General features: G+C 73.0%; 13 protein-coding genes and 1 pseudogene. 5 read left to right on the forward strand and 9 right to left on the reverse strand.

What is annotated here, in order from left to right; genetic code table 11:
* Positions 1-12 precede the first annotated feature (12 nt).
* Complete coding sequence (locus tag ACFV88_RS29980; RefSeq protein ID WP_385495164.1) at positions 13-387, reverse strand: GntR family transcriptional regulator; 375 nt, start codon at positions 385-387, stop codon at positions 13-15.
* Positions 388-546: 159 nt separating this feature from the next.
* Between ACFV88_RS29980 and ACFV88_RS29985 the strand changes: the two genes are divergently transcribed.
* Positions 547-1461 carry a GNAT family N-acetyltransferase gene (locus ACFV88_RS29985; RefSeq protein ID WP_385495166.1) on the forward strand — a complete coding sequence of 305 codons (915 nt, stop codon included), beginning with the start codon at positions 547-549 and terminating at the stop codon, positions 1459-1461.
* Positions 1442-1957, forward strand: a complete 516-nt coding sequence (locus ACFV88_RS29990) for a DUF402 domain-containing protein (protein WP_385495167.1) — start codon at positions 1442-1444, stop codon at positions 1955-1957. Before ACFV88_RS29985 ends, ACFV88_RS29990 begins: the two co-directional genes overlap by 20 nt.
* Before the next feature lie 5 nt (positions 1958-1962).
* Here ACFV88_RS29990 and ACFV88_RS29995 read toward each other — a convergent pair whose 3' ends face one another.
* Complete coding sequence (locus tag ACFV88_RS29995; protein ID WP_385495168.1) at positions 1963-2970, reverse strand: HEAT repeat domain-containing protein; 1008 nt, start codon at positions 2968-2970, stop codon at positions 1963-1965.
* A 6-nt stretch (positions 2971-2976) separates the two neighbouring features.
* On the reverse strand, positions 2977-3645 hold the full coding sequence (locus tag ACFV88_RS30000; RefSeq protein ID WP_385495169.1) for a HEAT repeat domain-containing protein: 669 nt from the start codon (positions 3643-3645) through the stop codon (positions 2977-2979).
* 305 nt (positions 3646-3950) lie between these two features.
* On the opposite strand from ACFV88_RS30000, the gene ACFV88_RS30005 reads away from it, so the two are divergent.
* Positions 3951-4091, forward strand: coding sequence for a hypothetical protein (locus ACFV88_RS30005; RefSeq protein WP_385495171.1), 141 nt, complete (start codon positions 3951-3953; stop codon positions 4089-4091).
* A gap of 74 nt (positions 4092-4165) precedes the next feature.
* Here the strand turns inward: ACFV88_RS30005 and ACFV88_RS30010 are convergent, their stop codons facing one another.
* The 4 genes and pseudogenes from ACFV88_RS30010 to ACFV88_RS30025 form a co-directional block, all read right to left on the reverse strand.
* On the reverse strand, positions 4166-4633 hold the full coding sequence (locus tag ACFV88_RS30010) for a GNAT family N-acetyltransferase (RefSeq protein ID WP_385495172.1): 468 nt from the start codon (positions 4631-4633) through the stop codon (positions 4166-4168).
* 215 nt (positions 4634-4848) lie between these two features.
* Positions 4849-6333, reverse strand: a pseudogene (locus ACFV88_RS30015) (tripartite tricarboxylate transporter permease); the annotation flags it as partial.
* Position 6334: 1 nt separating this feature from the next.
* On the reverse strand, positions 6335-6910 hold the full coding sequence (locus ACFV88_RS30020) for a tripartite tricarboxylate transporter TctB family protein (RefSeq protein WP_385495173.1): 576 nt from the start codon (positions 6908-6910) through the stop codon (positions 6335-6337).
* Positions 6907-7890 carry a Bug family tripartite tricarboxylate transporter substrate binding protein gene (locus ACFV88_RS30025; protein ID WP_385495175.1) on the reverse strand — a complete coding sequence of 328 codons (984 nt, stop codon included), beginning with the start codon at positions 7888-7890 and terminating at the stop codon, positions 6907-6909. Before ACFV88_RS30025 ends, ACFV88_RS30020 begins: the two co-directional genes overlap by 4 nt.
* Positions 7891-8048: 158 nt before the next feature.
* On the opposite strand from ACFV88_RS30025, the gene ACFV88_RS30030 reads away from it, so the two are divergent.
* The gene (locus ACFV88_RS30030) at positions 8049-8759 is read left to right on the forward strand and encodes a response regulator (RefSeq protein WP_385495176.1); all 711 of its coding nucleotides are present in this window, start codon (positions 8049-8051) and stop codon (positions 8757-8759) included.
* A gap of 368 nt (positions 8760-9127) precedes the next feature.
* Positions 9128-10165: a lytic polysaccharide monooxygenase gene (locus ACFV88_RS30035; protein WP_385495177.1), complete on the forward strand. Its 1038-nt coding sequence runs from the start codon at positions 9128-9130 to the stop codon at positions 10163-10165.
* A gap of 250 nt (positions 10166-10415) precedes the next feature.
* On the opposite strand, the gene ACFV88_RS30040 is transcribed toward ACFV88_RS30035, so the two are convergent.
* Positions 10416-11462 (reverse strand): hypothetical protein, encoded by a 1047-nt coding sequence (locus ACFV88_RS30040; protein ID WP_385495178.1) that lies wholly within the window; start codon positions 11460-11462, stop codon positions 10416-10418.
* Complete coding sequence (locus ACFV88_RS30045; RefSeq protein ID WP_385495179.1) at positions 11459-15115, reverse strand: DNA polymerase III subunit alpha; 3657 nt, start codon at positions 15113-15115, stop codon at positions 11459-11461. Before ACFV88_RS30045 ends, ACFV88_RS30040 begins: the two co-directional genes overlap by 4 nt.
* Positions 15116-15147: the final 32 nt, after the last annotated feature.

Consider the following 15147-nt stretch of genomic DNA (forward strand, 5'->3'; position numbering starts at 1 on the left):
CGGGCGCGGCGGTCAGCGCCCGTAGACCGCGCGCAGCGCCTCCCGGACGGCGCTCAGGGCCTCGGACTCGGGGACGCCCAGCCGCAGCGCCCGCTCCGCGTACGTCCGGGCGGCGGTCGCCGTCTCCCGACTGGCGGCGTCGCCCGCCGCGGCGATGAAGGAACCGAGGCGGCCACGGGTCTCGATGACCCCGTCGGACTCCAGGGCCCGGTACGCCTTGGCCACCGTGTTCACGGCGAGCCCCAGCTCCTGGGCCAGGCCGCGGACGGTCGGCAGCTTGTATCCGGTCGGCAGGTGGCCGGACCTCGTCTGGTCCGCGATCTGCGCGCGGAGCTGTTCGAAGGGGGCCGTGCCCCCGGCCGGGTCGATCACGATCGTCAACGTCACCCGGTGATTCTCCCGCAACGGGCGCGTCGAAGGGCCGGCACGGCCGGTCGGCGTGGCCCCGGCCCGCGTGACCCGGGGGCCCCGCCCCTGCCGCCAGGGTCTGGCTGCGGGCGGGAAAATGAGGGGCGCGGCACGATCCTGCGAACCTAGCGTGGGGGCATGAGCATCGTCGTACGCCCGTTCCGCCCCGAGGACGCCGAGCAGTTCGCGCGGGTCCGGCAGGCAGCCGTCCCCTTCCTCCTGGCCACGGCCGAGTCCGTGGCCTTCGACGTCAACCAGGCCCACCCGGACGCGCACTACCACCCGTTGGTCGCCGAGCAGCAGGGGGAGGTCATCGGCACGGTCCAGGTGGGCGTCGCCCATGAGAGCCCGACACCGGGACAGGGCTTCGCCAACGTCTACGTCCACCCGGAGCGACGCGGCCGGGGCGCCGGAACGCTGCTGGTGCGGGCCGCCGAGGAGCAACTCGCCCGGGTCGGGGCGACGGCGGTGTACACCTGGGTCCTGGACGAGCCGGAGAACCGCGCCTTCGCCGAGCGGCGCGGCTACCGTCCCAGCCGCAGCGCGCACTTCCTCCGGTTGGACCTCGCTGCGCTCCCGCCCCGGCTCCCCGCGCCCGACGGGGTGGAACTGCGCACGGCGGCCGACTTCGAGGACGATCCGCGCCCGGTGTTCGTACTGGACGCACAGTGCACGGAGGACGAACCCGGCGACGTCGGCGCGCACTTCTCCGACTACGAGCAGTGGCTCCGGGACACCTGGCACCACCCCCTGATGGACCGGAAGCTGACCACGATCGCCGTCGTGGACGGGAGTCCCGTCGCCTTCACCGCCGCCCGTACCGACGGGAACGGCCGCTACGTCACGGCCATGACCGGCACCGTGCGCGCGCACCGGGGCCGGGGCCTCGCCAAGGCGGTCAAGAACGACTCCCTGCACCGGGCGCGGGCGGCCGGGTTCAGCGAGGCGTTCACCGGCAACGACACCGACAACGCCCCGATGCTCGCGGTCAACACGTGGTTCGGCTACGCGGTCTGCGCCACGGAGGTGCGTCATGTCCGCGACCTCGGCTGAGGCCCACGGCGGTACGGGGACCGTCGAGGTCGTGCTGGTGAAGAACGGCCGCACCAAGATCCGCTACCCCGCCCGGCGGCTCGCCGACGACGGGGACCGGGTGAGCGTGCGGGCCCCCTGGGCGGGCGCGGGCGTGCGCGACTTCGGCTTCGTCCGCTTCGAGCCCGGCGACGTGTTCACCGAGCACTACTGGCGCACCCGGTGGTACGCCGTGAAGGAGGTGCGCACCGGCGCGGGCGCACTGAAGGGCTGGTACTGCGATGTGACCCGGCCCGCCGTGGTCTCCCCCGACGAGATCCTGGTGACCGACCTGGACCTGGACCTGTGGGTCGGCGCCGACCGCTCGGTCGTCCTGCGGCTGGACGAGGATGAGTTCGCCGCCAGTGGGCTGGCGGCGACCGACCCCCGGGCGGCGGAGCGGGCGATGAACGCCCTGGACGAGCTGGAACGCCTCGCCCGGGAGGACTCCCACGGGTTCACCGCGCTGTTCCGGTAGACCGGTCACCGGGGGGCGCGCAGGCCCAGGACGTACGCCGCGGTCAGCGCGACGGCCCGGTCCTCGTCGTGCGACAGGTCGGCGAGGGCGCGTGCCGCGGTGGTGCCCGGGATGTCGGCGAGCGCCTGGGCCAGCCGTCGCCGTACGGCGGGCTCGGCGGTGCCGTGGGCGAGCCGGTCGACGAGCCCGGTGGCGATCCGGTCCGCCCATCCGGGACGGCTCGCCAGCGCGCTCAGCGCATCGGCCGCGTCCACGTCGTTCACCTCCCCGACGACCAGGTCGAGGAGCGTCGGCACCGCCTCGGTCACACCGCGTGCACCGAGGGCCAGCGCCGCGTACCTGCGGACCACCGGGTCGGGGTGGGCGAGGGCGTCCCGCAGCAGGGCCGTGGCCCCCTCGTCCGGGATCTCGGCGAGCGAGCGGACCGCGCGCTCGCGCACCTGCGCCGCCGAGGAGTCGAGCCCCTGAGCCAACAGGAGCTCGACTCCGTCACCGGCCGAGCGCGCCAGGGCCCAGCGGAGGGCCCCGGCGACGTTCGGGTCCGGTTCGCTCAGCACCGCCTCCACCAGTGATTCCACCGGCGCCGGAACCTCCTCGGTGGAGGACAGGGCCGCGCGCTGGCGCTTGCCCGCGCTCTTCGACCCCAGTGCCTGGAGCAGGGCGACGGTCTGGAGCACGTCCTCCCAGGCGGCGGGTTCCGCGGCGTCGATCCTCCGGAGCCGGGTGAGCAGTTCCGTCTCGTCGGCGATGCGTTCCCGGGTCTGGCGGACCAGGTCGGCGACGAGGTCCGCGGGCGTGAAGTCGGGATCGTCCAGCGCCCGGGCGACCTCCTTCAGCGACAGCCCCAGTGACCGCAGGCTCTCGATGTGGAAGATCCGCCGGACGTCCTCGCCGGAGTACTCCCGGTAGCCGGCGCCGGTGCGCCCCGTCGGTCGCACCAGGCCGAGCGCTTCGTAGTGCCGCAGCATGCGGGCGCTGACCCCGGACCGTCGTGCCACCTCACCGATCAACACGGCCGCTCACCCCTCCTGGTTGGTCGGGCCCAGGGCGACGACGCGCTTCGCCTCCTCGATCGCGTACGCGAATCCGGCTTCCGGGTCCCGCAACAGCCGTTCCGTGGCGCGTGCGTGCGCGCGCACCCGGGGGTCGAGGTCCGTCATCGCGGCGCGCAGGGTCGGCACCATCGCCTCGCCGAGCGCGATCAGCGCCTGGCTGAGGCTCAGCTGCGTCTCCCGTCCACCGCGCCCGAGCTGTGTCGACAACACTACGGCCAGCGCGGTTTCCTCACCTTCGGGCACGAGCAGGACGGCCGTGCGCCAGGCGGTCCGCGCCACCTCGTCGTCGGTGTCGGTCAGCAGTGCCCGGGTGATCGCCGGCCAGGTCCGGCGGTCCCCGACCTTGGACAGCGTGTGCAACGCCTGGCTCCGGGCCTGTGCGCGCTGCGAACGCAGTTCGTCGAGCAGCTTGGGGACCGTCGTGGCCGCCGGGTGCCGGGTCAGTGCCCAGGTGAGCATGTCGCGCACGGGGAAGTCGGGTTCGACCGCGCACCGTTCGACGAGCGTGTCGACGAACTGCGGGTCCGGGGCCGAACCGACCGCCAGCGCAGCCCGCAGCCGTACGGACGGGCGGTCGTCCTCCAGCGCCCTCAGGGCGCGCATCGTGGTCGTGTCGGGTGCCGACGGGGTCATCGGGACCACCTCCTCGGCTCCAGCGAAGACCTTGTCACGGTGTCAAGGTCAAGCGGTTCCCCGCGGTCCTGCATCTCGGACGCTCCTCCATACCGTCGTCCCACAGCACAGACGGGCCCCGCCAGGGGCGCGAGGAACTGCGCGGGCGCCCCCAGCGCACCCGCAGGCGCACCGTGCGGATGGCGCCCGGGGCGTCCCGTGGGGGTGACGTCGGCCACTGACATCGCGGCGCCGGTGAGTCACCCTCCCCCAACGGGTCTAGCACCGCGCGATCGCGGGAAGAGGTAGTCCCCAAGGAGGCAGTCATGCGCCGAGTGACCGTGCAGAAGTCGCCGAGCAGGACCAGCACCCGTCGCGGGCGGCGGCGGGACGAGAGCGAGGAGCTCCCCAGGGAGCGTCCGGAGATCCGCAAGGACGTCCAGCGCATCTGGTGGCCCGAGGGGTGACCCGGTGCGGTGCGCCCGCGCGCGGGGCGTACGAGAAGTGCCCGGCACCGGAACCCGGTGCCGGGCACTTCGTCTCAGCCGAACCGCTTGCGGTAGTGGTAGCGGTCGTAGTGGCCGTCCGGCCGGCGGCCCATGAACTCGTACCCGTAGCGCGGATAGAGCTTCTGGTTCTCCCACATCTGGGCGTGGGTGTGGAGCCGTACCTCGGGAAGACCGAGGTCACGGGCGTGGGCGTCGACGAAGTGGAGCAGTCGGCGGCCCACCCCCAGGCCGTGGGAGTCCGGGTGGACGGCGATGTTGTCGAGGTGCAGGTGGTCCTCGTACGGGACGAGGACCACCAGACCGAGCACGGGCTCCCCGGTCACGAAGACCTGGCCGGCGGCGATCTGCGCCGCGTGGTCGGCCTCCATCGGGGCGGGGCGTCGACCGATGCGTTCGACGTAGTGGGCGTAGGCGGCGTCCGTCACGGACTTCACCGCGCCCGCGTCGACCGGTGTCGCCCTGCGGATGGCTTCGTGGAGGGGGAACCGTGTCTCGGTCATGGCCGCACGCCGCTTCCCTTCTCTCCGGAATCGTCGGGACCGTCGCTGCCGTCGGTGCCGTCGCCGCTCTGGGTCGTGTCCGTGGCGTCGAGGGTACCGGGGGTGTCGGCGCCCTTCGTGCCGGCCGGGGCCTCGGGGGCCTCGGCGTCGTCCTGACGCTCCGCCTTGGCGCCGACGGTGACCGGGGTCTTCGCCGCGACCGGCGCCGCGGTGGCGGTCCGCCGGCTACGGATCAGCTTGGCGACCAGCGGCCAGGCGAGGATCAGCAGGATGATCGCGTACACCGTCACGGAGAACGGCGTGTTGACCAGGCCCGAGACGCTGCCGTCGCTGATCTGGAGCGCCCGGCGCAGCTGCTGCTCGGCGTTCGGGCCGAGGATGACGCCGATCACCGCCGGGAGCACCGGCAGTCCGTAGCGACGCATTCCGAAGCCGAGGAAGCCGATGATCAGCAGGATCACCAGGTCCAGCGACTCGCCACCGACGGCGTACGCGCCCAGGGCGGCGAAGAAGAGGATGCCGGAGTAGAGGTACGGGCGCGGGATGCGCAGCAGCTTCGCCCACAGCGGGGCGAGCGGCAGGTTGAGGGCGAGCAGCAGCACCATGCCGACGAAGAGGGAGGCGATCAGGCCCCACACGAGGTCGGGCTCGCGCTCGAAGAGGAGCGGGCCGGGCTGGATGCCGTACTGCTGGAAGGCGGCGAGCATCACCGCGGCGACCGCGGTGGTGGGCAGGCCGAGGGTGAGCATGGAGACGAGCGTTCCGGCGGCGGAGGCCGAGGCAGCCGACTCCGGTCCGGCGACGCCCTCGATGGCGCCCTTGCCCCACTCCTTCTTGTTCTTGGACAGCTTCTTCTCGGTGACGTACGACAGGAAGGTCGGGATCTCGGCGCCGCCCGCGGGGATCGCCCCGAACGGGAAGCCGATGAACGGACCGCGCAGCCAGGGCTTCCAGGTGCGCTTGAGGTCGTCGCGGCCGAGCCAGGGGCGACCGACGGGGATGGGCTCGGTGGAGCCGCGGCGCAGGTGGGCGGCGACCCACAGGGCCTCGCCGATCGCGAAGAGTCCGACCGCGACGATGACCACGTCGACGCCGTCGGCGAGGTGCAGGTTGTCGAAGGTGAGGCGCTGCTGGCCGGTCATGCCGTCGAGGCCGACGAGGCCGATGGTGAGACCGATGAGCAGGGAGGCGAGACCGCGGATGCGGGAGGAGCCGAGGACGGAGGTGACGGCGATGAACGCCAGCACCATGATGGCGAAGTAGTCGGGGGCGCCGATGTCGACGGCGAGTTCCGCGACGGTGGGTGCGAGGGCGACGAGCAGGGTGGTGCCGATCAGGCCGCCGGCGAAGTGGCCGATGGCCGCTGCGGCGAGGGCTTGTGAGCCGCGCCCCGATTTCGCCATCGGGTTGCCCTCCATGGCCGCCACGACGGCCGCGCTCTCACCTGGGGTGTTGAGCAGGATGGAGGTGGTGGAACCGCCGAACATCGCACCGTAGTAGATGCCGGCGAACATGATGAACGCGCCCGTGGGGTCGAGTCCGTAGGTGACGGGGAGGAGCAGGGCGACGGCCATGGCGGGGCCGATGCCGGGCAGGACGCCGATGGCGGTGCCGAGGAGGACGCCGATGGCGGCCCAGAGCAGGTTGATCGGGGTGAGCGCGGTGCCGAACCCGTCGATCAGGGAGTTGAAGGCGTTCATCTCACAGCACTCCCATCAGGGGGCCGCCGGGCAGCGGGACGCCGAGCAGGCGGTCGAAGATGATGAAGGCGGCGAGCGAGAGCCCCGCGGCGATCAGTGGGTCGCGATGGAAGTGCCGGCTGCCGAGGGCGTAGGCCGACCCCCAGAAGAGCAGGGCACCCGCGATGGGGAACCCGATGGGTTCGATGAGGACGGCGGTGGCGAGGAAGACGCCACCGAGCAGCAGGACCGTGCGCCAGTCGGCGGGTTCGCTGAGGTCGATGTCCTCGCCGCCCTCGGCCTCGCCGTGGCCGCCGCGCAGGACGTCTATGGCGAGCAGGACGGCGATCACCAGCAGGCCGATGCCGACCACGATCGGCACGGTCTTGGGGCCGATGGGCCCGCGCTGGGCGATGTCGACGTCCATGGTGAGGGCGTCGGTGAGGACGAGGCCGCCGAGGGCCAGGAGGAGGACGCTGACGCCCAGCTCCGAGTGCTCGCGCAGCCAGGAGCGGCGGCCCGGCTCCTGCCCGGCGGGCGTGGTGGTGGCGGAGCCCTGAGCGGGGTCAGGACGGCCGGGGGGTTCGATGGTCGTCACAGTCCCAACTCCTTCAGTACGGAAACGACCCGCTTGTCCTGGGCTTCGAGGAAGTCACCGAACTTGTCGCCGGTGAGGAAGGCGTCGTGCCAGCCGTGCTTCTTGAGGGACGCCTTCCACTCCTCGGAGGCGTGCAGCTTCTCGATGAGGGCGATGAGCTTGTCGCGCTGGGCGTCGGACAGCCCGGGCGGGGCGACGATGCCGCGCCAGTTGGTGAAGTCCATGTCGTAGCCGGCTTCGCGGAGCGTGGGGGCGTCGAGGCCGTCGACCCGCTCGGGGCCGGTGACCGCGAGCAGCCGCAGCTCGCCGGACTTGATCTGGTCGAGGTACTCGCCGACGCCGGAGACGCCGAACCCGACCTTGTTGCCGAGGATGGAGGCGAGGAGTTCGCCACCGCCGTCGAAGGGGATGTAGTTGACGTCCTTGGGGGCGAGCCCCGCGGAGCGCGCCATCAGCATCGGGGCGAGGTGGTCGGGGCCACCGGGCGAGGAGCCGCCGCCGACGGGGAGCTTGCCGGGGTTCTCCTTCCAGGCGTCGACCAGTTCGTTGATGGTCTTGTAGGGCGAGTCCTTCGAGACGACCACGACGTCCGGCTCTTCGGTGAGCCGGGCGATGGGAGTGACGTCGGCGAGGGTCTTGGGTGCGTCGTTGGAACGGACGGCGCCGACGACGCCGAGCCCCATCGACATCGCGAGCTTGCCGTTGCCGTGCTCGCTGACCAGTCGGGCGAGGCCGACGGTGCCGCCCGCGCCGGGCAGGTTGAACACCTCGATGCCGTGGCTCAGACCGGCGTCCTCGGCGTTCTTGGCCGCGGTGCGCGCCGTGATGTCGTAACCACCACCGGGGGTGTTGGGGACCATGAACTGCAGTCCCGGGATCTTCGTCCCGGTTTCGGAGTCACTGCCCGTGGTGATCAGCGGTGGCCCGACCAGGACCAGTACCGCTGCCCCGAGCAGGGCTAGAGGAGTGCGCAGGCGCACCGTGCCACCACCTGTTCGTCAAGAGAGGCGATTGGGAGAACCTCACACCGTTTTTATCTGTGAGGTGGCCCACATGTTGCCTGCGCGTTAAGAGGCTGTCTCTCTTCCGCAACCAACGAACGTTGTGGTCCTTGTGGTCACACGCTTAACCTGCGGCGATGACGAAAGTACTGGTAGTGGACGACGACTTCATGGTCGCGAAGCTGCACAGCCGGTACGTGTCCGAAATGGCGGGATTTACGGTAGTAGGGGTTGCACACAACGGTACGCAGGCGTTGCGCTCCGTGGAGTCCCTCCGGCCCGATCTCGTCCTTCTCGACGTGTATCTGCCGGACATGGACGGCATCGGCGTGCTGCGCGGCATCCGGGCGGCCGAGCAGCGCGACCCGGAGCGGATTCCGGTGGACGTCCTGTTCATCACGGCCGCGCGGGACGCCGGAACGGTCCGCGCGGCGTTGCGGGCGGGGGCACTGCACTACCTGATCAAGCCGTTCGAGCGGAGCACGCTCCAGGACCAGCTGCGGCACGTGGCCGCGGTGCGGGCCCGGCTCGCCGGACTCGACCAGGCGCGCCAGGAGGACGTGGACGAGCTGTTCGGCAGCCGCCCGCCGGGGTCCCGCGAACAGCTGCCCAAGGGGCTCGCGGTGCCCACCGCGGACCTGGTGGAGCGGACCCTGCGCGCCCACCCGGGAGGACTGTCGGCCTCCGAGTGCGCCCGGGAGGGGTCGCTGTCCCGGGTCAGCGCCCGGCGCTACCTGGAGTACTTCGCCGAGACGGGACGCGTCGACGTGACCCTGCGCTACGGCGGCGCGGGTCGCCCCGAGCGCCGCTACCAGTGGATCGAGCGCCCCCGCCGCGCACGCCCCTGATCTCCGACGGGGGCCGCCGCCGGCCCCCGGCCACCCCGTACGACCGGACGGTCGATCGCCCCGACGGGGGCTCTGAGCTGCACCAGAAGGCCCCGCGGCGGCTTGCGGCGGGGCCGGAGCCATGCCTTCCACCGACATCCGGGCTTCATCCGGACGTCACACCGCCGTGAGGATTCGGACGTATCAGGACGCGATCTGAGCGCAGCCCGATGCCCCCCTTAAGAGGGCCATAAAGATCACCCGGAGTGCTCTCAAGCAGCGGTTCCCCGGGCATCGAACGGCTAGCTTTCCTCTTGCCCGGGAGTCACGTACACCGCCCGTACGCCTCCCGGGCTCCCCCCACTTGAGGAAGACTGAGGAGACCGTCCATGACTGCTCGTCGCACGGCCGCCGCGATCGCCGCACTCGGTGTCGCGCCGCTCGTTCTCACCGTCCTGAACGCCTCCCCCGCGGCGGCTCACGGTTCCATGAGCGACCCGGTCAGCCGGGTGTCCGCATGTTTCGCCGAGGGCCCCGAGAGCCCTGACACCGCCGCCTGCAAGGCCCTGGTCGCCTCCACCGGCACCCAGCCGCTGTACGACTGGAACGAGGTGAACATCGCCAACGCGGCCGGCGCGCACCGCCAGATCATCCCCGACGGCAAGCTGTGCAGCGCCAACCGCTCGAAGTACGCCGGGCTCGACACCCCGCGGACCGACTGGCCCTCCTCCCCGTTCAAGTCGGGCAACCACACCTTCAAGTACCGGGTGACGGCCCCCCACAAGGGCTCCATCGAGCTGTACATCACCAAGGTCGGTTACGACGCCACCAAGGCCCTCAAGTGGTCCGACCTCGAGTCGCAGCCCTTCGCCACGGTGACCAACCCGCGCCTGGAGAACGGCTCGTTCATCTTCGACGGGAACGTCCCCCAGCGTTCCGGCCGTCACCTGATCTACTCGATCTACCAGCGTTCGGACTCCCCCGAGGCGTTCTACACCTGCTCGGACGTGGTGTTCGGCAACTCCGGCGGGTCCGCTGCCGGCCCGGTCGCCTCCGCGCCCAGCGACAAGCTGATCGAGAAGGAGCGCGACCAGTCCACCGTGGAGCACAACGGTCACGGTGACATGGCGCCCGAGGGCAAGGGCGGCAAGGAGGCCAAGGGCGGCGCGGTCGCCAACGCCTCCGCCACCGACGGCCCGGGTTCGGTCTCCGCCGTGGAGAGCGGCGGCGCCCAGGGCACCGCCCCGAAGGACTCCGGCGTCAAGGCGCAGGGCGGCTCCACGGAGAACCTCGCCGAGACCGGCGGCACCAGCACCACGCCGTACATCGCGATCGGCGGTGCGGCCGTGCTCGGCCTCGGCGCCGCCGGTCTGTTCGCCTCCGCCCGCCGCCGTGCGGCGACGGGCGGCGGCCGCAGCGGTCGCTGAGGGACGACCGCTGCGCCGGGTGGCCACCTCCGGGGTTGGGATGGTTACCGGGTCGGGTGGCCGCTCACCACGCGGCCACCCGGAGCCATGTGCCGGAGCGAGGGGGAGGTCCCACTCGCTCCGGACACTAACTGAAGACAACTGAAGACAGTTGTGCACTCCATCGGGGTGGCGCGCGCCCGGTCCAAGGCGCTCGCCACCCCGATGTGCGTGGTGCGTCACGCCCGCTCGCCGAGCGCCGCGCCGCACGTCACGCGGCGAGCGTCCCCGGCAGCACCGCACGCGGACCGAACTTGGCCCGGGCCCGGTCCGCGACCTCCTCGATCCGACGGATCCGCTCGTCGGCGGGGTCGAGACTGAGTTGGTGCGCGGCGCTCTCCACGGGTGCCAGTCCCTCGGCGCGCAGGGCCAACCCCCTGACCCTGGCCCGCTGGAGCCCGAGCGCCCCGTACGTCCGGTACGCGGCGTCGGTGAGCGCCGCCGAGTGCGCCGTCGGCTCGGGGAGCGCCCGGGTGCGCGTGGTCCCGGGGCGGGCCGCCGGGTCGGTCCGGGACCGGTCCGCGTACCGGACGGTGAGGGTCAGCGAGCGGCACACCAGCCGTTCGGCGCGCAGCCGGGCGCCCAACTCCCCGGCGAGCGAGAGCAGGGCGCGCCGGTGCCGGACGGGGTCGATCTCGTCGCGGTCGAAAGCGCGGTCGGCGGCGACCGAGCGGGCCGCCTCGTTGGGCACCACCCGGCCCCGGTCGATGCCGTGGGCCCGTTCCCGCAGTTCGCGCCCGGCGCGGGCACCGACGAGTCGTTGCAGGGTGGCGGGCGGCGCCGCGGCCACCCGGTCGACGGTGTCGAGGCCGTAGGAGCGCAGGGTGCGCACGGTCGCCGCACCGGCGCCGGGCAGTTCGCCGACCGGCCGTCCGGCCAGGAACTCCCGTACGGCGTCCGGGTCCCCGGGCACCGCGAGGGTGGTGCCGGGGGCGGCGGCACAGGCGGCCATCCGGGCGAGCATCGGGCCAGGACCGGCCCCGATCGTGCAGTCGACCCCGTGCAGGGCCAGCGCCCGGACCCGGATGACCGCCGCGAGGTGGACGGCGTCCCGGCCGAAGTAGCGTTCCGCGCCCCGCAGGTCGACGTACGCCGCGTCGGGCGGGGCCGCGGCCACGACGGGACTGACCGTTCCGAGCAGGGTGAGCAGCGGCGGGAGCGGGACCCCGGCCGCGGCGACACGCCGGGCGTCCGGCCCGGGCAGCCGGAACCGTACGTACAACACGCCCGGGCCGTGGGGGTCCCTGACCGTGTTCATCCCGCGCTCCCGGGGCTCTGGTGCCACAACTTCCTGACGGGGTCCCGCGTTCCGCCCGGCCCCTTCGTGACGTCCTCGCCCGCCGGGCGCAGATCGGCCCAGGGGTGCATCTCGTACCCGGTGGACATCCTGATGCGACGCTCGCCCTCAAGGGCTTCGGGTGCGGGTACGGGAGGCGCAGCCAGGTGCCGGGCCACCGCGTCGAGGCCGTCCCGGTCGCGCACCTCCATCAGGTCGGCGAGGTTCCAGGCGGCCGAGCCGACCACGCTGAGGCTGCGCGGGCCCCGGCGCTGGACGGTGCCCCGGACCAGGAGCAGCCAGGAGTGGAAGACGGTGTGCGCGCACGCCTCGTGGGAGTCGTCGAAGAAGGCGAGGTCCACCAGGCCGGTGCCGTCGTCCAGGGTGGTGAAGACGACCCGCTTGCCGGAGCGGATCGGCGGGGTCTGGGTGGCCACCTTGGCGCCCGCGACGAGGACCGTCTCCCCGTGCCGGGCGGACCGCAACCGCCGTGCGGACCGTACGCCCAACTCGTCCAGGAAGGCCCGGTGATCGTCCATCAGGTGGCGGGACGCGTCCATCGACAGCACGCCCAGTTCGGCGCTGAGCCGTTCCGTGTCGTCCAGGTCGGGCAGCCCGGCGGCGGCCGTGTTCCGGCCACCCGCGAGCGGCAGTTGTTCCCCGTACGCGCCCCGGGCCCCGCGGTGGAGTTCGGCGAGGTGGAGTTGGAGGTCCCGGCGGTTCGCGCCGAACGCGTCGAGGGCGCCGACCTGGGCGAGGCGGCGTGCCAACGGGCGGCTGGGGCGGGCCCGTTCCCAGAAGTCGAGGAGGGAGGCGTACGGTTGCCCGCCGGCGATCCGCGCGGCCTCGGCCTCGCTGATGCCGTGCACGTCGAGCAGGGCGAGCCGCAGCCCCCAGCGCTCCGCGTCACCCCCCGAACCAGACATCAGTTCGATGCGGTGGGCGACCGCCGAGGCGTTCACGTCCAGCGGCAGCACGGGCACCCCGCGCCGTCGGGCGTCCGCGAGCAGCAGCCGTTTCGGATATATCCCCGGGTCGTGGGTGAGCAACCCGGCGTAGAAGGCGGCCGGGTGATGGGCCTTCAGCCAGGCCGACTGGTAGGTGGGCACGGCGAAGGACACCGCGTGCGCCTTGCAGAAGCCGTACGAACCGAACGCCTCGACGATCTCCCAGGTCCGGGCGATCACTTCGGTGGCGTAGCCGCGTTCCGCCGCGCGCTGCGCGAACCAGAAGCGGATGCGACCTTGCGACTCCGGGTCCGACAGTCCCCGGCGCACCCGGTCGGCCTCACCGCGCCCGCAGCCGGTCATGACGTCCACGATGTCGATGACCTGTTCGTGGAAGACGACGACCCCGTACGTCTCCTTCAGGGTTCCTTCGAGGTCGGGATGCGGGTAGCGGACCGGGGCCCTGCCGTGCCGGGCCTCGATGAAGGGCCGGACCATGTCGGCGGCCACCGGACCCGGTCGGAACAGCGAGATGTCGACCACCAGGTCGTGGAAGGTCGCGGGCTGGAGCCGCCCCACGAGATCGCGCTGGCCCGGCGACTCGATCTGGAAGCACCCGAGCGTCTCGGCGGAGCGGATCAGCTCGTACGTCGCCGGGTCGCCGGGCCGCACCACCTGCGGGTCGTCCAGGTCGACGCGCACCCCGGTGGCCCGCTCGACCTCCCCGACCGCGTGCGCCATCGCCGACTGCATCCGCACCCCGAGCACGTCCAGTTTGAGCAGCCCCAGGTCCTCCACGTCGTCCTTGTCGAACTGGGACATGGGGAAGCCCTCGCCGCTGGTCGGCACCACCGGGGTGCGGGCGCGCAGGGTGGCGTCGGAGAGGAGCACCCCGCACGGGTGCATGGCGACCCCGCGCGGGAGCGCGTCGAGCCCTTCGACCAGGTCCCAGAACCGGCCGTACGGGCCCGGTTTCCCGGCCGGACCGACCCCCGGACCGGTACCGGCAGCCGCCCGTTCCGCCCGCGCCCGCTGCTCCCGGGCCAGCTCCCGCAGCTCCGGCAGTTCGTCCAGGGCGGCCCGGGCGTCACGGGCCCGGATGTGGGGGAACGCCTTCGCGATCCGGTCGATGTCGGCGGGGTCCACGGACAGGGCGGCGCCCACGTCCCGGATGGCGTGCCGGACCCGGTAGGTCTCGGGCATCGCGACCGTGGCGACGCGCTCGGTGCCGAAGCGACCGATGATCGCCCGGTAGACGTCGAGCCGGCGGGCGGACTCCACGTCGATGTCGATGTCCGGGAGGACGAACCGCCGCTTCGACAGGAAGCGTTCCATCAGGAGGCCCTGCTCCACCGGGTCGGCGTGGGCGATGCCCAACAGGTGGTTGACCAGCGAGCCCGCGCCGGAACCCCGTGCGGCGACCCGGACCCCCAGGGTGCGCACGTCGTCGACGACCTGGGCCACGGTGAGGAAGTACGGGGCGAACCCGTGGTGGGCGATGATGTCCAGCTCGTGGTGCGTCCGCTCCCAGTACGCGCGCGCCCGCGGCCCCCGGTCGTAGCCGCGCAGGACCAGGCCCGCCGCCGCCCGGGAGGTGAGCACCCGCTGCGCGGTACGGCGGCCCGCGCCCACCACCTCCGGTTCGGGGAAGTGGACCGAGCGCATCCCGAGGTCGGCGCCCGGATCGACCCGGCACGCGTCGGCGGTCGCCCGGGTCTGCTCCAGGAGCCGGTGGGCCGTGTCACGACGGAACCCGGCGGCCTCCACCACCCGCTCGGCGGCGGCCAGCATGGCGGGCCCGTCCTTGAGCCAGCGCTCGCCGCCGTCCGGTTCGCCCAGGGCACCGACGGGAACCAGCAGCCGGGACGCGTCCAGGACGTCGGCGAGGGGGCCCGCGCCCGGATCGGCGTAGCGGACCGCATTGCTGAACACGGGACGCACCCGCTGCTCGGCGGCGAAGCCGACGGTACGGGCGGCCAGCCGCAGCGAACCGGGGCCGGTACCCCGACGTCCGTGCCAGACGGCTTCGAGCCGCAGGTCGTCCCCGTACAGCTCCCGCCAGGGCACGAGCAGCCGGGCGGCCCGGTCGGGGCGCCCGGCGGCGAGGGCGCGCCCCACGTCGGAGTCGGGGCCGAGCAGCACGGTCAGCCCCTCGGCGGGGAGCGCGGAACGACCGAGGAGGGGGTGGTCGGCGTCCGTGGCGTGCGCGGCGGTGACCAGTCGGCACAGTGCGGCCCAGCCGGTGGCGCCGTCCCGGGCGAGGAAGGTGACGCGGGGCGCGGACTCGTCGACGAACGCTCCGCCCCGGACCGGGGTACGGCGCGAAGCCTCGGCCCCGGTCCCCGCTTCGCGTCCGGCCCCCGCCGCACGTCCGGGTCCCGCTCCGCGTGCGGCTGCCGTCGCGGGCGCGGGTCCCGCTGCGGACTCCGGCACGGCTGCGGGGGCGCTCCCGGCCGGGCGTCGCGCACCCGCCCCCTGTACCGCCAGCTCCACGCCGAACAGCGGACGGACCCCGGCCTTCTCGCACGCCTTGGCGAACCGGACGCTCCCCGCGAGGGTGTCCCGGTCGGTCAGCGCGAGGGCGTCCATGCCACGCTCGGCGGCCCGCTCGACGAGCCGTTCCGGGTGGGAGGCACCGTACCGCCGGGAGAACCCCGAGGCGGTGTGCAGATGCGTGAACCCTGGCATCCGCGCCTCCTGGTGTTCCGGTACTCGTTCCG

This window comes from Streptomyces sp. NPDC059816, from assembly GCF_042732055.1.
Taxonomy (GTDB): Bacteria; Actinomycetota; Actinomycetes; order Streptomycetales; family Streptomycetaceae; genus Streptomyces.